Origin of the sequence: Glycomyces sp. L485, from assembly GCF_022548875.1 — a bacterium.
GTDB lineage: Bacteria > Actinomycetota > Actinomycetes > Mycobacteriales > Micromonosporaceae > Glycomyces.
The window spans coordinates 40355-58604 of sequence record NZ_JAKZEW010000017.1 but is presented as its reverse complement, the minus strand read 5'-3'; the positions used below and the strand labels follow the sequence as shown (position 1 = coordinate 58604).

The 18250-nt window shown below is 69.6% G+C and carries 16 protein-coding genes; 9 read left to right on the top strand and 7 right to left on the bottom strand.

Features of this window, described 5'->3' with window-relative positions; all coding sequences use genetic code 11:
- Window positions 1-104 precede the first annotated feature (104 nt).
- The 9 genes from cobA to L0U85_RS10675 all read left to right on the top strand — a co-directional run bounded on the left by cobA (window position 105) and on the right by L0U85_RS10675 (window position 10650).
- Window positions 105-1304 carry a uroporphyrinogen-III C-methyltransferase gene (gene cobA / locus L0U85_RS10715; protein WP_241377751.1) on the top strand — a complete coding sequence of 400 codons (1200 nt, stop codon included), beginning with the start codon at window positions 105-107 and terminating at the stop codon, window positions 1302-1304.
- A gap of 632 nt (window positions 1305-1936) precedes the next feature.
- Entirely contained in the window at window positions 1937-4585 is a 2649-nt protein-coding gene (locus tag L0U85_RS10710) for a fibronectin type III domain-containing protein (protein WP_241377750.1), read from the top strand.
- A gap of 11 nt (window positions 4586-4596) precedes the next feature.
- Complete coding sequence (locus tag L0U85_RS10705; protein ID WP_241377749.1) at window positions 4597-5622, top strand: MoxR family ATPase; 1026 nt, start codon at window positions 4597-4599, stop codon at window positions 5620-5622.
- Window positions 5619-6794 (top strand): DUF58 domain-containing protein, encoded by a 1176-nt coding sequence (locus tag L0U85_RS10700; protein WP_241377748.1) that lies wholly within the window; start codon window positions 5619-5621, stop codon window positions 6792-6794. Before L0U85_RS10705 ends, L0U85_RS10700 begins: the two co-directional genes overlap by 4 nt.
- Window positions 6791-8920 (top strand): transglutaminase-like domain-containing protein, encoded by a 2130-nt coding sequence (locus tag L0U85_RS10695; RefSeq protein ID WP_241377747.1) that lies wholly within the window; start codon window positions 6791-6793, stop codon window positions 8918-8920. The genes L0U85_RS10700 and L0U85_RS10695 overlap by 4 nt, the downstream gene beginning before the upstream one ends.
- Before the next feature lie 156 nt (window positions 8921-9076).
- Complete coding sequence (locus L0U85_RS21305; RefSeq protein ID WP_241377746.1) at window positions 9077-9229, top strand: DivIVA domain-containing protein; 153 nt, start codon at window positions 9077-9079, stop codon at window positions 9227-9229.
- Between the two features lie 147 nt (window positions 9230-9376).
- Window positions 9377-9733, top strand: coding sequence for a hypothetical protein (locus tag L0U85_RS10685; RefSeq protein WP_241377745.1), 357 nt, complete (start codon window positions 9377-9379; stop codon window positions 9731-9733).
- Window positions 9734-9893: 160 nt separating this feature from the next.
- Complete coding sequence (locus L0U85_RS10680; protein WP_241377744.1) at window positions 9894-10304, top strand: hypothetical protein; 411 nt, start codon at window positions 9894-9896, stop codon at window positions 10302-10304.
- Window positions 10305-10317: 13 nt separating this feature from the next.
- Window positions 10318-10650 (top strand): hypothetical protein, encoded by a 333-nt coding sequence (locus L0U85_RS10675; RefSeq protein ID WP_241377743.1) that lies wholly within the window; start codon window positions 10318-10320, stop codon window positions 10648-10650.
- A 64-nt stretch (window positions 10651-10714) separates the two neighbouring features.
- Here L0U85_RS10675 and L0U85_RS10670 read toward each other — a convergent pair whose 3' ends face one another.
- From L0U85_RS10670 to L0U85_RS10640, 7 genes are all read right to left on the bottom strand, one after another.
- Window positions 10715-11629 carry a carbohydrate kinase gene (locus L0U85_RS10670; RefSeq protein ID WP_241377742.1) on the bottom strand — a complete coding sequence of 305 codons (915 nt, stop codon included), beginning with the start codon at window positions 11627-11629 and terminating at the stop codon, window positions 10715-10717.
- Complete coding sequence (locus tag L0U85_RS10665; protein ID WP_241377741.1) at window positions 11626-12573, bottom strand: glycoside hydrolase family 68 protein; 948 nt, start codon at window positions 12571-12573, stop codon at window positions 11626-11628. Before L0U85_RS10665 ends, L0U85_RS10670 begins: the two co-directional genes overlap by 4 nt.
- 41 nt (window positions 12574-12614) lie before the next feature.
- Complete coding sequence (locus L0U85_RS10660) at window positions 12615-13517, bottom strand: carbohydrate ABC transporter permease (RefSeq protein WP_241377740.1); 903 nt, start codon at window positions 13515-13517, stop codon at window positions 12615-12617.
- A gap of 4 nt (window positions 13518-13521) precedes the next feature.
- A complete protein-coding gene (locus L0U85_RS10655) occupies window positions 13522-14478 on the bottom strand; it encodes a sugar ABC transporter permease (protein WP_241377739.1) in 957 nt (318 codons plus the stop codon).
- A gap of 14 nt (window positions 14479-14492) precedes the next feature.
- Entirely contained in the window at window positions 14493-15773 is a 1281-nt protein-coding gene (locus tag L0U85_RS10650) for an extracellular solute-binding protein (protein ID WP_241377738.1), read from the bottom strand.
- A 2-nt stretch (window positions 15774-15775) separates the two neighbouring features.
- Window positions 15776-16822 (bottom strand): LacI family DNA-binding transcriptional regulator, encoded by a 1047-nt coding sequence (locus L0U85_RS10645; protein WP_241377737.1) that lies wholly within the window; start codon window positions 16820-16822, stop codon window positions 15776-15778.
- Window positions 16823-16906: 84 nt separating this feature from the next.
- The gene (locus L0U85_RS10640; protein WP_241377736.1) at window positions 16907-18070 is read right to left on the bottom strand and encodes a helix-turn-helix transcriptional regulator; all 1164 of its coding nucleotides are present in this window, start codon (window positions 18068-18070) and stop codon (window positions 16907-16909) included.
- Window positions 18071-18250: the final 180 nt, after the last annotated feature.

The following is an 18250-nucleotide window of genomic DNA, read 5'->3' as shown; positions in this document are numbered from 1 at the left end:
CGGAGCGCTGACCACACGTAACACGCTCGCAATGAGCCGGTTAGCCGCACGAGACGATATCTGCCTACGCTTGTCCGCAGTTTCCAGGAGCGGAGGAGGCCAACGTGTCGGTCTACGAGATTGGGCTGCGGTTGCGCGGCAAGACGGTGCTCGTCGTCGGCGGCGGCACCATCGCCGCACGGCGCGTCCCCCGCCTGCTCGACGCGGGCGCACACGTCCGGCTCGTCGCACCCGAGGTCACCACGACCCTCGGCGACTACGCCGCCTCCGGCGAACTGCACTGGGACGAGCGTCCCTTCGCGACCGGCGACACCGCCGGCGCCTGGTTCGTCCTCGCCGCCACCGACGACCCCGCGGTGAACGCCGCCGTCGCCGCCGAAGCCGAAGCCGACCGTATCTGGTCTGTACGCGCCGACGACGCGGACGCCTCCGACGCCTGGACTCTCGCCTCCACCGCCTTCGACGACGTCTCAGTCGCCGTCTCCGCGTCGGGTGACCCCTCCCGCGCAGCCGGGATCCGCGACGCCGTCGCCGCGCTGCTGCGCACCGGCGACCTCGACGCCCCGCGCACTCGCACGCGCCGACGCCCCGCAGGGGTCGCCCTCATCGGAGCCGGACCCGGCGACGCCGACCTCATCACCCTGCGCGGCCTCGAACTGCTGCGCCAGGCCGAAGTCGTCGTCTCCGACCGGCTCGCCCCGCAGGAATTGCTCGACCTGCTCGCCGACGACGTCGAGATCGTCGACGCCGCCAAGCTCCCGTACGGCCGCCACACCACCCAGGAGCAGATCAACGCCGTCATGGTCGAGCGCGCGCTGGCCGGCAAGTTCGTCGTGCGTCTCAAGGGCGGCGACGGCTTCGTCTTCGGCCGCGGCGCCGAGGAGCTCGACGCCTGCCTCGACGCGGGCGTTCCCGTCCAGGTCGTCCCCGGAGTGTCCTCATCGATCGCCGGGCCCGCCGCGGCGGGCATCAGCGTCACCGAGCGCGCCATCGTCCACGACTTCACCGTCGTCACCGGGCACGTGCCGCCCGCCGACCCCAAGAGCCGCGTGAACTGGGACGCGCTCGCGAAGTCCAACGGCACCCTCGTGATGCTCATGGCCGTCAAGAACCGCGCCGCGATCGCCGAGGCGCTCATCGACGGAGGGCGCGACGCCTCCAGCCCGGTCCGCATCGTCGAGAACGCCACGACGAAGAACCAGACCGTGCGCGGCTGCACCCTCGAAACGCTCGGGTCGACCGAGGCGAACCACCCCGCGGTGATCGTCATCGGCGCCGTCGCCGGACGCCGCCGGGAACTGTAGCTCCGCAGCTCAGCGACAGGGCCGCCCTAGCGGGCGACCCTTTTTCGCCGCGTGGTCCGGACGCCTTCGCACGTTCATCGAATCCACTCTTTACAAAGACCGACTCCAGGTCTGCCACCGTGGCCTGGAATCCGGCCGCTCGTGTCTTCCATCAACAGGGGCCTTCAGCCGACCCTGTTTGTCCTATTAGGAGTGTGCCTCGGTCATCCGCGGCCTGACCCGCTCCGGCCGCCGCGTCGCCAGGATCAAGGTCACCGGCACCGGCACCGGCGGCGACCCGTGGATGTTCCGCGACTCGGGAGCCGTGGTGATCGCCGACTTCACCGACGGCGGCTACGCAACCACAGCCGGAGTCCCGGTCCCCGAACTCGCCGAACTGGCCCAGACACCGCCTGACTGCGATCGGGTCGGGCGGTGCGTCTCCCGCGCCGCCCGAACAGGGCCGAGCCCACTTGGCGACACCCGGTTCCGAGACCTTCTTGTGACATTGAGAGCCTGGTAGGGGGCGTGTGGACGAATTAGGCTCAACGTCGTGTGTTGAACCTCCTGAGCATCTCCGGACCCTTCCGGGGCCGAACCCCCGCACTCGTGCGCCCTGCCCACAGCTGATCCCAAAGAGGAACCGCCTCACGATGACCACTCTGAACTCCGATGCCCGGCGCCTCAACGTCAAGGGCCTCCTCATCGCGGTTGGACTCCCGGTCGTGCTCGTCGGAGCCCTGGTGGCCACCCTTCTCGGCACCGGCGCCTTCAGCCGCGAGAACCAAGGCGAGGACGGCAGCCTCTGGCTCTGGACCACCCCCGCGGGCGAGATCGCGCGCGTCAACGGCCTCACCGCCGCGACCGACGCCCGCTTCGAAGTCACCGACGCCGCCGGCAACGCCGTCCAGATCGTGCAGACCGACACACACCTGCTGCTGCGGAACATCGCCACCGGCCAGGTCAGCGCGATCGACCTCTCCACGCTCGCGCTCACCGGCGAAGCCGAGACCGTTCCGGGCGAAGGCGTCCGCGTCGCCCTCCACGACGACGGCGCGTTCATCGTCGACCAGACCCAAGGCCTGGTCAACCAGGTCGACCCGAGCACCCTGGAAGCGATCGGCGGCCCGCTGTCCTTCGCGGCCGGGCTCACCGGCGGCGCCTTCGACAAGGAGGGCAAGCTGTGGGTCGGCGTGCCGCGCGAAGGCACCATCGTCCAGATCGAGCCGCGCGACTCCGGTGCCGAGGCCCTCGACACTCACGTCGTGGCCGAGCCGCGCCAGCAGCTGTCCCTCACCGTCCTCGGCGACGGTGTCGCCGTCCTCAACTCGACGGTGCAGAAGATGACGACCCTGCGCAGCGACGGCCGCATGTCCGAGAGCGCCATCGAACTGCTCGGCCCCACCGAGACCGCCGAAACCAGCCCCGGCACCGTCGCGGCCGTGACCGTCACCGACCCGCCGGCGGTCATCACCGTCAACGACGAGGACTCCCGCCGCTTCGACATCGCCGCGGGCTCCTCCAACCTCCTCGGGGCCTCCCTCGAATTCCACCAGCGCGTGTACGTTCCCGACGGCGCGGCCGGCCTGGTGTGGGTCTACGACCTCGAAGGGAACGAGCTCGACAAGATCGAGATCGACTCCGCCAAGGGCCCGATCGAGCTGTACCACACCGGCGACACGCTCTTCGCGAACGCGGTGAACACGAACAACGCCGTGGTCGTCTCCTCCGACGGCAACGCCCGCCTGGCCCCCAAGGACCGCGACGACATCCTCGGCGGTAACGCCCCGCCCGAGGACGACGAGGACGACTCCTCCGGCGACGAGGACGAGGACGAGGAAGGCGAAGGCGAAGGCGGTGAAGAGGTCGGCCCGCCCGGCGCGGTCACCAACCTCGCGGGCACCGTCGGCGACGGCCTGATCAACCTGTCGTGGGACGCCGCCCCGAACAACGGCTCGGCGCTCACCAAGTACGTCGTCGAAGGCGCAGGCCAGAACTGGGAGATCGCCCCCGGCCAGCGCGTGCTGGAGATCGACGGGCTCGACAACGGCGAGCCCTACACGTTCACCGTGACCGCCCACAACGGGATCGGGGCGGGCGACACGGCGACCTCGCCGTCGATCACCCCCTCCGCCGAGGTCCCCGACCCGGTCGAGAACGTCGAGGCGGTCGCGGTCGGCGACGGCACGGTCGACGTGACCTGGGACGAGGCCGACGGCCAAGGCAACGACGTGACCGGCTACCAGGTCGAGGCCCTCAGCGTCAGCGGCGGCGGTGACCGGCGCGTGGTCGGCCAATCGGACGGGACCTCGCTGACGGTCCCCGACGGCGAACTGTCCTACGACGCCCAGTACGCGTTCTCGGTGACCACACTCGCCGGAGCGGCCGCCTCCGAGCCCTCGGCACTGTCGAATTCGATCAGGCCGTTCAACGTCCCCGAGCCGCCGACCAACCTGCTCGCCGAGACCGCCTCGGACGCGGCCGGATCGATCGACGTCACCTGGGACCAGCCACAGAACAACGGCCGCCCGATCGAGAAGTACATCGTGCGCGCGGGCGACCAGACCAAGGAGGTCTCCGGGCAGACGAACGCACGCATGGAAGGCTTCGCCGACGGCAAGCAGGTGACCGTCACGGTCACGGCCGTGAACGAGGCCGGTGAGTCCGAACCGGCCGAGACCACCTCGAACACCATGACCGCGCCGCAGGTGCAGATCGCCTCGACCTCGTCGACCCCCACTTCGGTGTCGGTGACCGTCACCTACGACGACGGCGGCGGCGAGGCCACATGCGAGCTGCATCGCGGCAAGGGCATCGTCGACGACGGACCGTGCGACCAGACGCTCACCGATGGCAATCGGCGGGCCTCGACCGAGGGCAGCTACCAGGTCCAGATCAACAACGCCGTCGGTATGGACCTCTCGGACGTCCGGAACATCTCGACCACGGTCATCAAGGCCGACGTGTATTTCCACTGCGAGGATCCGGCCGGAGACTCCTACTGCAACGGCACCGATGCGAACCGGGTCTCGGTCCGAGCCGGAACCTCCCACGACACCAAAGAGATCGGGGCCACCGGGCCAGGAAAGACCTATAACGCCTACTGCTACAAGAAGGGCGCCACGATCACACCGCGAGGACCGGACTCGAACGGCGTACACCGCGATTACCACCCTAAGAAGAAGGACTCGAATATCTGGGTTCGGGTCGATTTCGGAGGCGAGGCCGGATACATTCCGTTCGTTTGGCTGCGGGTCCAGGGTGTCGGAGTAAACAGCACCGGCGACATCCCGACCTGTTAGTAGGAGAGAACATGCAGGACAGCGAGCAGACCCATCCGTTGCAGGCGCCTCGGCCCGTGCAGCAGCCGGTCACGCTCAACCCCGGGCAGGCCGAGGCGTTCGCCGCGACGTTCGAACGTCTCGCCGCCGCGGTCGACACCGTCGTGCTCGGCAAGCCCGACGTAGTGCGCCTGGCGCTGACGGCCATGTTCGCCGAGGGCCACATCCTCCTGGAGGACGTGCCCGGCACCGGGAAGACGACCCTGGCCCGCGCGATCGCCTCGGCGGTCTCGGGCCAGTGGCGGCGCATCCAGTTCACTCCGGACCTCCTGCCGTCCGACGTCTCCGGTGTCACCATCTTCAACCAGGGCTCGGGCGGATTCGAGTTCCACCCCGGCCCGGTGTTCGCCAACATCGTCATCGCCGATGAGATCAACCGGGCCAGCCCCAAGACCCAGTCGGCGCTGCTGGAGGTCATGGAGGAGGGCCGCGTGACGGTGGACGGGCACCCGCACTCGGTCCCGTCCCCGTTCGTCGTCGTGGCCACCCAGAACCCGGTCGAGATGGACGGCACCTACCGGCTTCCAGAGGCCCAGCTCGACCGGTTCCTGGTGAAGCTGTCGGTCGGCTACCCCGTCGAGGCCGCCGAGATCGAGGTGCTGCGCGGCACCCACCAGCGCTCCCCGGAGAACATCCCGGCCGTGGTCGACACCGACACGGTCAAGCAGATGGCCGAGGTCGCCAAGTACGTCTACATCGCCGACCCCCTGTACGCCTACCTGGTGCAGTTGGCGAACGCCACCCGCGGACACCCGCAGGTCGCGGTCGGGGTCAGCCCGCGCGGGCTCATCGCGCTGACACGCGCGGCCTCGGTGTACGCGCTCTCCCAGGGCCGCACCTACATCATCCCCGAGGACGTGAAAGCCCTCGCCGAACCGGTGTTCTCGCACCGCATCCAACTGGCGCCGGACGCCGCCATGCGCGGCGCGAGCGGAGCCGGGGTGGTCGCCGAGGTCTTCGAGTCCGTCCCCGTCCCGCTGCCCGCTTCGGCGGCATGAACCGCCTGGAGTTCCTCCGTGCGGTCCCGGTGACCGCGCGGGGAGTCGGACTGGCCGCAGCGGCGGCTGTACTGATCCTCGCGGGCTGGCAGTGGGGCTATCCCGAACTCGTCGCGATCGGCGCCGCCGCCGGCCTCGCGTGCGCCGCCGCGGTCTCCGTCATCGCCGCGAAACCGAACCTCGAAGTCGAGCGCTCGGTCGCGCCCGACCGCGTCTCGGTGGGGCAGAGCGCCACGGTCGCTCTGGAGGTGCGCAACGCCGGGCGCTGGCGGTCGGTCAACGCCCGCGCCGTCGACAGCCACAGCGGCGTCGCGCAGGCCACCCGCCGCGTCGCGGTCCCGCTGGCGCGACTGCGGCCCGGCAAGTCGGCGAACGCGACCTACGCGATCCGCGCCGAGCGGCGCGGCGTGGTCGACGCCGGACCGCTCGGCATCGGCAAGCGCGACCTCCTCGGGCTCGCGGCCACCGCGGGCTCGTTCGGGCCCACCGCCCGCCTCTGGGTTCACCCGCGACTGTGGACGCTCGGGCGCACGCCCGACGGCTTCGCCCGCTCCCTGGAGGGCACCGCCGACAAGGTCGAACAGGGGTCACTGACGTTCCACTCGCTGCGCGAATACGTCATCGGCGACGAACTGCGGCACGTCCACTGGCGCACGTCGGCGCGCATCGGCCAGCTCATGGTCAAAGAACACGTCGACACCTCGATGCCCACAGTGGCCGTGGCACTGGACGACCGGGCCGAATCCTGGACGGGCCCGGACTCCTTCGAAGCCGCCTGCGAGGCCGCCTACTCGGTCCTCACCGCCTGCTTCCGCGCCGAATACCACGCCGCGCTCGTCACCGCCTCCGGCAGCGCCCTCTCCGGGAGCGGCCGCGACGCCTACGGCGACCTCCTCGCCGAACTCGCCTGCGACGCCACCGATTCCCTCGGCGCCTACGTCGCCCGCCTCACCGCGGGCCGCTTCGGCGACACCCTCGTGTGGATCACCGGCACCGAGCCCCCCACGGCCCGCCTCGCCGCACTCAAACGCGTCTACCCCGTCGTCATCGCCGTCCACCTCGCGCCCGGCCTCCACACCTCCGCCGTGCTCGTCGGCGGTCTGCCCTCGCTCAAGGCCGCTGACGGCGAGCAGTTCGCCGCGGCCTGGGACGGCGGAGGCGCGGCCCTATGAGAGTGAGCCGCTACCGACTCCGAATCGCCGTCGTCGCCGCGTGCCTGACGGTCATGTGCGCGCTGGCCGGCACGGTCGCCGCCCGCGTCTACCACGGCCCCGTCCTCACCGGGCTGGTCGCCGGAGCCGCCGTCGCCGCGTTCGCCGTCGGCTTCCTGCTGCGCAACAAGCCCCCCTGGCTCGCCGCGTCAGTATCCTTCTGGGGACTCGCCGCGTACCTCATCGGCTCTTTCGCCCTCACCGCCGACGGCGCCGAGCCGCTACCGACCGTCGTGGTCGACGCGATCGTCAACGCCGTCCCCCGCACGCTCACCGCGCTCATCCCCGTCGAACCCGCCCCCGACACCGTCGGCGTCCCCGTCTTCCTCACCTGGCTCGCCGCCACCCTCGCCTGCGAGCTCGCGATCCGCTACGGCCGCACGCTCTCAGGCTGCCTGCCGCCGACGCTGCTGTACACCGCCGGTCTCTACCTCGTCGGCCCCAACGCCGACCCCGCCATCGCCGTCACCGTCGTCTACTGCCTGCTCGCCGCAGTCGCCCTGGCCGCGACTTCCGCGCCGCCCGGCAGGAGACCCGACAGCGACGCCCGTGTCGACGGCGGCGCCCCCAGGCGCTCGGCGACACTCGTCGGCTCGGTGATCGGCGCCGCGGTCCTGCTCGTGGCCGTCGCCGCGCTGGCGCCCATGGCGACGCGACTGGTCACCACGAGCCCCGGCGACCCGCGCGAGCTGGTCGAACCGCCGCAGCTGACCGACATCGACCTCAACCCGCTCGCGCGCATCCCCGAATGGGCCAAGAACCCCGACCGGGAGCTGTTCCGCGCCGACATCGACGGCGACGCCGCTATGCGCCTCGGCGTCCTCACCGAGTACGACGGCGTCACCTGGCAGGCCGGCGGCGACTTCCGCACCGCCGGGTCGGTCCTGCCCGGCTCTGGCGACGGCGGTTTCGCCGCCGAGGTGGAGATCATCGAGCTCGGCGGCAAACTCGTGCCGGCGGTCGCCGACCCGGCCGCCGTCACCGACCTGCCCGTCGCCGTCAACCTTCGGACCAGAGGGCTCCTCACCCCCGACGGGCTCGCCACCGGCGACACCTTCCACGTCGGCTCCGACCCGCTCATCGTGGACCCCGAGGACGCCGTCGGCGCCCGCCCCGACCTGTCCGACCCGGTCAGCGTCGCCATGCCGCCGGGAGCCCCCGAGGGCATGACGGCCATCGCCGACTACATCACGGCCACCTACGACACTCCCTACGACCGCGCCCAGGGCCTGGCCGACTTCCTTTCCCAGCACTACGGCTTCGACCCCGAGTCGCCCTCCGGCCACGACTACCCGGCGCTCGAATTCTTCCTCGAGGCCCCCGTCGAGGCAGGCGGCCAGCGGGGCACCAGCGAGCAGTTCGCCGCGACCTACGCGCTCATCGCCCGCCTCGCCGGCCTGCCCAGCCGCGTCGTCGTCGGCTTCGACGTCCCCGGCGGGCCATCCACCGTCACCGCCGCGCAGGGCCTGGCCTGGCCCGAGATCGCTTTCGACGGCGTCGGCTGGGTCCGCTTCGACCCCATGCCCGCAGGGGGCGTCGCGCCGGTCCCGCCCGAGGAGACCCTCGACGAGCTCGAAGAAGAGGCGACCGAGGAGCCCGAGCCCGAGTCCGGAGGCGGCGACGCCGAGGACTTCAACGACCCGGCTCTGGAGGACGACCAGGGCGACTTCGACGCCGCGACCAGCGCGGCGAACGACGTCATCCCGACCTGGGCGTGGTGGATCGCCGCCGCCTTGGTGATCGGCTCAATCCCGCTGATCCTCAAGGCGCGCCGGAGACTCCGCCGGCGGCGTCGGCTGCGGCGCGGGAGCCCGGCCGAACGGGTGGCCGGGGCGTGGGCCGAGGTCCTCGGCTCGGCGGCCCGCGCCGGGGTCGAAGTCGGCGCGCACGCGAACGCCGAGGAGGCCGCCGCTCGGGCCGGGACGGTCGGCGCTTCTGCCGAGGGCCTGCCGCGGCTGGTGAATCAGGCGGCGTTCGCGCCCGGCTCGGTGGACGAGGCCGACGCCGAAGCCGCCGCCCGTATCGCCCTGGCCTACTGCCGCGAGGCTGACGCGAGTGGCAGCCGGTGGAAGCGTGTCCTGACCTAGCTTGTGTCCGTTAGGTGTCGGTATGTGAATGGATGGTGACCCAAACGGCAGGGCGCTCTCACCGGGTGGCGATCACCTGGCACACTGTGACGTATGGAGAACCCCTTCTTCTCTGTCCGCTTTCGCGGATACGACCGAACCCAAGTTGACCGAGCGGTGTCACGCATTGGCAGGGCGATGGAGGCCGGCGCGCCCCCGCACCCGGATTCACTCACCAACCTCGGCTTCCAGATGACCATGCGCGGTTACGACACCGGGGAAGTCGACGAGTACTTCGAGGAGGTCGCACGTTCGCTGCGCAATAGATAGGCTGGGGCCGTGAACGCTCAGGACCCGTACCAGCCCCAAATGCAGCCGCCGGCCTACCCTCAGCCGGCACCGCAGCAGCACCCCCGTCCGGGATGGGGCTCGTATCCCGGGCCCGTCTATCAGCCGCATTCGGTCCAATGGCCGCCGATGGCAGTCCCAGCACCTGCCATGGTCGACGGGTTCTTCCTGGTGCAACCTCGTCTCAAACCGATACCGTCGGGGCCGGCGATCGGGTCGCTCGTGGCCGGGATCGGCGCTATTCCGGCGTCCCTGCCGGGGCTGGTGTTCGCCGCGTTCAGCCCGTGGGCGGGCCTGACGTTCTTCATGTTGACGGCGCTGCTCGGCGGCGGCTCGATCGTGCTGGCGGTGTATTCGCGGCGCCAGATCCGGCGCGCCGCGGGCGGGGTCTCGGGCCGCGGCCTGGCGACGACCGGCCTGGTGCTCGGCATCGTCGGCTCAAGCCTCGCGGGCCTGACGGCGCTCATCAGCGTCGTCTCCCTCTGATTCGACGGCGGCGCGAGGTCTTGGGATGACCCGACCAGGCGCAGAGTGAACGCAATGTTCGACGCACAGACCACATATCTCTGACGAGCACGGCGAGTTTCGGACATACATGATTTCGACGAACAACAGTCGTAGGGCGGTCAGAAAGTACAATGTCGACATGAGTATCAGGCAGCAGAACGACGCCATCGATCGCCTCGCCATGACCTATCTGCCCGAAAGGCTCGGCGAGCCGTCCGACTTCGAGTTCGAGTGGGGCAAAGTCGAGTTCGTGCAGCGCGTGTGGGAGTCGCAGATCGAGGACGCATGGCGCGTCGACCTCCAAGTCCACGCCATGCGCGGCGCGCGCCTGACCGACGCGGAGGGCCTGCGGGAGTTCCTCATCGACTACCACGAGAAGGACGCCGACTGGGCGACAGAGCCGCTGGGCGACAACGGTTTCGCCGGAGAACGCGAAGCGGTGGTGCTCCTCGAACCGGGCCTGGCGGCCGAAGTCCGCGACCCCTTCGGCCGCCAAGGCATCGAAGAGGTCAAGCACATCGCCGCAGGCATCAGGCTCCTAGAACTCTGAAGATGGAGAAGGCGTGCCCGCTTCGTGGGCACGCCGAGACCGGGTAGTGGCGGTCCGGGGCAACCGCTGTTCCTCCGAGGGCGGTCTCGGCGAAGGTTGCCAACGAGAGATCTGGAAGAAGATAATGAAGACCATGAGTTTCGGATACGTCTCAGAACTCCGTCAAGAATTCCGCGCGGAAGGCCTTGCCGACGGAATCATCGCGCTTCTCGACAAGAGAGGCGTCCGGTTCAGCGATGCCGACCGGGAGCGCATCACCTCGTGCCTCGACCCCGAGCAGCTGCAAGCCTGGCTACTCAAGACGCCGTACGTATCGAACATCGAGGATCTCTTCAAGGACGGGTGACACCCGGGCGTCAGAGCGACTCACGGCCCGGCACTCGATACCGAGTGACGGGCCCAGCGCATCTTCACAGCTCGTCGCGGCGGGGCGGGTTCGCGCCCGCCCGCGAGCAGGTGATCGCCGCGACCTCGGAGGCGAACTCGACCGCCGTTCGCGCCTCGCCCGCGCTCAGGCGCGCCAGGCCCTCCGGCCGCAGCCGGTCGTGCCGGCCCAGCCAGTCGAGCAGGCCGCCGCTGAACGCGTCCCCGGCACCGACCGTGTCCACCATGTCGGTCTCCGCCGCGGGCACCTCGAACGTCTCGCCGCCGCACACCACGAGCGAGCCGTCTCCGCCGCGCGTCACCACGACCAGCTCGCGGCCCTTGTCGACCCAATGCCGCGCCAGCTCGGCCTGGTCGGCGCCCGGCCAGATCCACTCCAGATCCTCATGCGAGACCTTCACGATCGAGGAGAACGCCAGCCACCGGTCGATCCGGTCCCGGAACGCCTCCCGATCGCCCAGCAGCGCCGGGCGCACGTTCGGGTCCAGGCTCACCGTCGTGTCGGTGCTCAACCCCGCCAGCCACCGCTCGACCACCGCAGCGCCAGGTTCCACAGCCAGCGCGAGCGACCCGGCGTGGACGGCGTCCAAGCCCGGATCCCCCGGCAGCTCGGCGGCCGTCCACTGCCAGTCGGCGGTACCCGACACGTGGAACGAGTAGCTCGCCGATCCGTCAGGGGCGACCGAGACGATCGCCAGACTGGTCGGCTCGGAGGCGTCGACCGCGCACCGCAGGTCCACCCCCGAGTCGGCGAGGTGGCCGCGCAGCAGCCGCCCGAAAGCGTCCGACGACAGCCGCCCCAAGAACGCCGTTTCGGACTCCAAGCGGCCCAGTGTGACCGCGACGTTCATGGGGCTGCCGCCCGGATGCGCCGTCGGGCGCCGCGGCTCGGCCTCTGACACCTCCAGGTCGATCAGGGCCTCGCCGATCACGCCGATCATTTGCACACCAGCCTCTCTCCGTTCCAACGCACAGGGACCGGGTCGGCGATCTCGCCGACGAACTCGCCGTCCTCGAAGTTCCGGAAGCCGATGATATGCGCCTGCCCGTCGATGTCGTGGAGACGGGCAGCGTACAGGCTCTCGTGTGCGAACGGCTTCGCCTTCGCGATGTCGAAGCCGCCCAGGAAGTCCTCGACCGGCACCGTGAAGTTGTCGCCGATCTCGCCCAAGGCTCGGCGGGCGTCCGACGCCTCGTTCGGACCGCAGCAGAACAGCAGCAGCCACTGGCCGTCCACCCGGTGCAGCTGGGGCACCTCGATCTGCCCGAAGCCGAGCGCGTCCGGGCGGCTCAGCGGCGGCAGCACCTCCCACGAGTCCAGGTCGGACGACCTGGCGTGGCCGACCACGCCGCGCTCGCGGGCCGGCTCGGGGCCGTCGACGCGCGCGGTGAACAGCATGTGCCAGCCCGCGCCGGCCGGGTCGCGGAACACCCACGGGTCGCGGCAGGCCTCGTCGAACCAGTCCGAGCCGGGGCGGTACTTCTCGTAGAAGCGTGCGTCGGCCTCCACCTGCGGGCCCGGCAGCCGGTGCCAGGTGATGAGGTCGTCGGAGGCCGCCGAGCCGATCCGCTGCACCTTGCCGTCATCTGCGTGCGAGACGCCGGTGTAGAACAGGCGCCACCGGCCGTCGTCGCCGCGCACCACCGAACCGGTCCAGGTGGCCCGGTCGTCCCAGGCGGGACCGTCGTCGAAGACCAGCGCGTCGGGCAGCAGGGTCCAGTCGGCCAGGTCGTCGGAGACGGCGTGCCCGATCGAGGCCCGCTGGTGGCGCCGCTCCTCCTCCTGCAGCGCCCGGGAGGCGCGCAGGAAGAACGCGTGGTGGCGTCCGGCGTCGTCGGTGGCGTACCACGAGTCCCAGACCCAGTGGTCGGCGAGCTTGAGCATTGGTTTCCTTTGCGGTGTCGGGTGTCTCGGGAACCGGTGGTTCAGTCCTTCATGCCGGCGCCGGCGATGCTCTGGATGAAGGATCGTTGGAAGGCGATGAAGACGGCGACCATGGGGATCGTGATCATCGAGATGTAGGCCATGACTTCGCCCCAGGACGTGTCGAGCTGGAAGAAGTACTGGACGCCGACCATGACCGGGCGCAGCTCCTCGCTCTGGACGGTCATGAGCGGCCACAGGTAGGCGTTCCAGGTGGCTGGGGAGGTGACGACCATGAGAATGGTGACGGTGGCGAACACCGGTTTGGACAGTGGCACGATGATGCGCCAGTAGGTTCGCAGCCATCCGGCGCCGTCCATCGCCGCGGCCTCCTCGAGTCCTTTGGGGAGGCTCTTGAAGTACTGGGCGAACAGGAAGATCGTGAAGGCGTTGACGATGAACGGCACGATCTGCACGTGGTAGCTGTTGAGCCACCCGATCTCCAGCACCGGCCTGAAGCCGTCGAATCCGATCCACGGCAGGTTCGCCACGAGGTAGACCATCGGGACGATCGTGGTGTCGAACGGCAGGATGAGCGTGGCGATGATGAAGCCGAAGACCAGGCCGCGGCCCTTCCATTTCATCCGTGCGAGGGCGTAGCCGCACATGGAGTTGACGACGAGGCCGAGCGCGGTGACCATGAACGTCACGAACAGGGTGTTGCCGAGGAACCGCCAGAACGGGACTCGGTCGAAAACGGCGGCGTAGTTGGCGAACGAGACGTCGCCGACGGGCAGGAACGCGCGCAGCGAGTCCATGTCGGCGAAGATCTGGTGGTCGGTCTTGAGGCTGGCCGCGACCATGAACACGATCGGGAACAGGAAGAACCCGGCCAGGATCGTCATCGGCAGGTAGACCCAGAGCCGCCTTGCGGGAGCGGGGTGCTTGAGAGCCGTCGTGGTCATTGGCCTAGTCCTTGTCCCTGGTCAGGCGGCGCTGGATGAGCGCCAGAGCGAACACCATGCAGAAGAAGATCAGTGAGAGAGCGGCGCCGTAGCCGATCTGCTGCTGCTCGAAGCCCTTCTGGACGATCTGGAAGACGATCGAACTGGTGGAGTTGAGGGGCCCGCCGCCGGTCATGACGTCGACCTGCACGAACAGGCTCATCGCGGCGATGGTGATGGTGATCAGCACGAACACGGACGTCGGCTTCAGCAGCGGCAGGGTGATGTGCCGGAAGCGCTGCCAGGGGGTGCAGCCGTCGAGCGCGCCGGCCTCGTAGACGACATCGGGGATGGTCTGGAGGCCGGCGAGCCAGATGACCATGTGGAAGCCGACGCCTTGCCACACGCTCATCACGACGATGGCGAACATCGCGGTCGACGGGTTCGCCAGCCACGCCTGGCCGGCGTAGAACCCGCCGGTGATCATCGACAGGGCCGAGTTGACCAGGCCCTCCTCCTGGTAGAGGAATCGCCACAGGAGGCTTATGACGACCATCGAGGTGATCACCGGCAGGAAGTACACGGTGCGGAAGAAGTTCCGCCCCGCGAGCTTCTGGTTGACCAGGAGCGCCAGCACCAGGCCGAGCCCGCCCTGGAGCGGGACGACCAGCCCCGCGAACAGGAAGGTGTTGAGGATCGAGCGGTGGAAGACCGCGTCGTCGAGGAAGGCACGCCGGAAGTTGTCGAGCCCCACGAATTCGGGCGCCACCGGTGAGATGAGCCTGGCGTTGGTGAAGCTCATGGCGAGCGCCACCACGGCCGGGCCGATGACGAACACGAGGAGCAGGACGATCGCGGGGATCGCGAAGGCCGTTCCGGCCCGTTGCTCGGCCCGCGAGAACTGGCCGCGCCGTCGCCTGCGCGCCTCGTGCGAGGCGGCAGGCGCGGCGGGGGCGGGTCGGTCGGTGCTGGCGATGGTCATTCGTGACCGCTCCTTCAGAACCCGTATCCGGAGTTCGATTCGATGTCGGCGTCGATCTCGGACACGGCCGCGTCGAGCGCCTCCGCGACGTCGCCGCCGTGGATGATGTCGCCTGCGTACTTGGTGAAGACGCTGGCGATGACCGTGTAGGCGGGGGTTTCGGGACGCAGGACCGCGTAGGCGCGGGAGTAGTCCATCATCATCCGCAGGTCGCCGTCGGTCCTGTAGTGCTCGGTGAGGTCGGCGGCGGACTCGGTGGCCGGGATCAGGCCGGTCAGGTTGGCGAACTCGGCGACGAACTCGTCCGACAGCGCGGTCTCCATCCAGGAGTTCGCGCCCGCCGGGTCGGCGCCCGCGGAGACGGCCCACTGCCAGGAGCCGCCGCCGATCTTGGGGCCGTCGCCGAAGTCCGGCGGGGGCAGGAACAGCATGTCGTCGTAGAGGTCGATGGCGGCGAGCGCGCCCCAGTTGCCGTTGAAGGCCAGCGCGGCCGCGCCCTGGTTGAAGTCCTCGGCGCCCGCCGGTGATTCCATGTTGGAGAGCCCGCCGGTGAACATGCCTTGGAACCAGCGGCCCCACTCGACGGCCGCGTCGCCGTTGAGCGCGCCTTCGGCGGTCAGGTAGCTGGAGCGGTCGATCAGGTCGCCGCCGAAGCTCTGGAGGAAGGGGGAGTAGGCGTAGGGGTACCACTCGCCGATGTCGGCGGTGCTGAAGTCGATGGCCCACTGGTAGCCGCCGTCGGTGACCAGGCGTTGGAGGATCTCGTCGAACTCCTCGCGGCCCCAGGGCTCGTCCATGGTGGGGATGCGGACGTTCGCGGCCTCCAGTACCGACTCGCGCGCGAAGATCGAGCAGGCGGCCTCCCAGTGGCCGACGGAGTAGAGCTGGTCTTGGAAGACGCCGAGCGCGGTCGGGAGGAACTTGTCGGTGAGTTCGCTGGGCAGGTCCAGCGGCTGGAGGTGTCCGGCCCAGGCCCAGTTGGGCACGTTGGGGCCGTCCACATCGAGCAGGTCGGGCAGGTCGCCCGAGAGCGCGGCGGCGTTGACGCTGTCGTTGTAGGCGCCTTGGGGGAAGGACTCGCGCTTCACGGTGTAGGCGTCTTGTCGGGAGTTGAAGGTGTCGATGATCTGGTCGGTGACGGCCAGCTCCTCTTCGTTGCCGGCGCTGTGGGTCCACAGCAGCAGCTCGCCGTCGGACGAGCCGCCGCTGGAGGCGGAGCAGGCGGCCAGGGCCGGTCCGGTGAGGGCGGCGCCGCCGGTCGCGGCGGCGAGCTTCATGAGGTTGCGTCGTTGCATGTTCATGTCTCCAAAGGGATCGAATGGAAGGGTCGGGGCCCGGCGACCGACTCGCGTCGGCTCACCGGGCATGGCATGAGGTGCCGGACGGGTTCGGCGTCGGGTTCACCGAGACGCCGCAGCAGTTCCCGGACGGCCCACTGCCCCATGTCGTAGTGGGGGAGGGCCGCCGAGGTGAGCCCGGGAACGAGTTCGGGGGCGATGAGTTCTTGGTCGTCGTAGGAGACGATGGAGAGGTCGTCTGGAATGGACAGGCCGAGTTCGGCGGCGGCGCGGTAGACGCCCATGGCCATCCGGTCGTTGAAGCAGAAGATCGCGGTGGGCCGGTCGGGGCGGCGCAGCAGCCGCATCGCCGCCGCGAAGCCGCCGGGGCTCGTCGACCCGGTGCCCTCGGCCAGCAGCTCGGCCGGGTCGAGTCCGTAGGCGGCGACGTGCTCGCTCCAGGTGGCCAGGCGGAGTCGCCGCGCCTCGACCTGCTCTACTGTGGTCACGTGTCCGATGCGGGTGTGCCCGGCGGTGGTCAGTTCGGCGAGGACGCCGAGCGTGCCTCCGCGCTCGTCGGGGACGACCGAGGAGGACGAGCCGTGGGCGGTTCGGGCGTCGAGCAGCACGTGCGGGGTCGAGCCGATCGCCTCCGGGACTTCGATGACCTGGTGGTACATGGTGGCGAGGAGGACGCCGTCGATCTGGCGCTCCTGGAGGGCGGCGATGGCCTCGCCGGTCTCGGCGGAGTCGCCGGTGGTGTCGACCATGAGCAGGAGGAATCCGGCCTCGCGGGCGGCGTCGTGGGCGCCGCGGATCATCTGGCCGGCGAAGGGAGTGGTGGCGACGTCGTCGCCCACGAAGCCGATCATCTGGCTGCGCCTGGTGCGCAGGCCGCGTGCGACGGTGTTGGGGCGGTAGCCGAGTTCGGCTGCCGCCGTGCGGACCCGCTCGCGGGTCTCGCGTCCGATGCGTGAGCCGCCGGTGTCGTTGAGCGCCATGGAGGCCGTGGCGGTCGAGACGCCCGCGGCCTTCGCGACGTCGGCGAGTCGGGGTTGCTTGGTCACCGTTGGCATTCCTTCCGAGAGGTTAATCGATTAACTATCCTAACGCGCGGCTCCACCGGAAGCGTTAATCGATTAACCGATACGCTACGAGATCGAAACAAACGAAACGGTCTCTGAATCATCACGGTTCGATAACGACTGAGGTGCAGGCCACATGCGAGAAGGCGCAGGCCTTCGGCCTGGCGGAGGACTCGTTCCGCGACCCCTACTGCACCGATGTCGCCGCGGACCTGCACTCGGCCGCCAGGCCGCCGGGGACGGGCGCGTGCTCGAGGGTCGCATCGCGACGAGCTCTCGGCGTACCTCCAACTCCCGGCCCGGTCGGCCCGGAGCGTCCGGATCTCGTTCCCGGAGAAGCCGATCGCCGTGGAGGAGATCCGCGGGTGCTAAGTGCTCGGCGGCCTCCGCGTCGAGCCTCACCAGCGCGTCGTAGTCGGGGCCGCCGGGAGGGGCGAAGCTGAATATCAGCCGCTGCCCTCCGGTGCCCTGCAAGACCATGCCCTGGTAGCCCACCCTGATCGTACCCAGCTCCGGCAAGTGGAAGGTGTTGTCGCCGAAGGTGTGTCCTTCGACCTCGTAGCGGTCCCAGAACTTCGCGAACTCCGGGCTCTCGGCCATCAGCTCGCCGACGACGCCTGCCAGGTCGGGGGCATCGGGTTCGGTTCCGGCCAGTGTGCGGAGCCCGGCGACGCAGCGGCGGGCCAGATGCTCCCAGTCGCCGCACACTCTCCGGGTGGACGGGTGCAGGAACAGGAGACGGGCGAGATTGCGTTCCTCGGCCGGCCAGTCCTCTATCCCTATCAGCATCCGCAGCCCGCTCGGATTGGCGTCCAGCACGTCGAAGACACGGCTGACCACGATCGCCGGATACGGCCGCAGCCGCTCCAGCATGAGCGGCACCGCGGGCGGTAGGGCCCGACTCGGCGCGGTGGGCGCCGTTTTGGCGCAGCCGGCTCGCGCCGCCAGTTCGCGCAGGTGCCTGTGCTCGAGACCGCCGAGTCTCAGCGCTCGGGCCAGTGCGTCGATGACCTGCGGGCTCGGGTGGGATTCCTTGCCGCGCTCCAGTCGCCTGTAGTAGTCGGGGCTCACTCCGGCGAGCATCGCGAGCTCCTCGCGTCGCAGGCCCGGTGTGCGCCGAACGCCCGGGCGGGCGCTCAGGCCGACGTCGGCGGGGCCGGTCCTCTCGCGCCGTGCGCGCAAGAACCGCCCGAGCTCGGTGCCTCCTTGTCTCGCTTGTGCCTTGTCCATCAATCTTCCTCTGCCGCAGCGGATCGAGGGTTCTCAGGGGGGCTATTTCGCACCCCCTCAAAAGCATCCGAACGTATTGACGATCGTTGTGGATTCAAGCAATCATAGTGACGCCGTATTCCCCTTTCGGGAAGGTTCTTCGCTTTATGAGAGGAACACCCTAATTACTACGAACTGTTA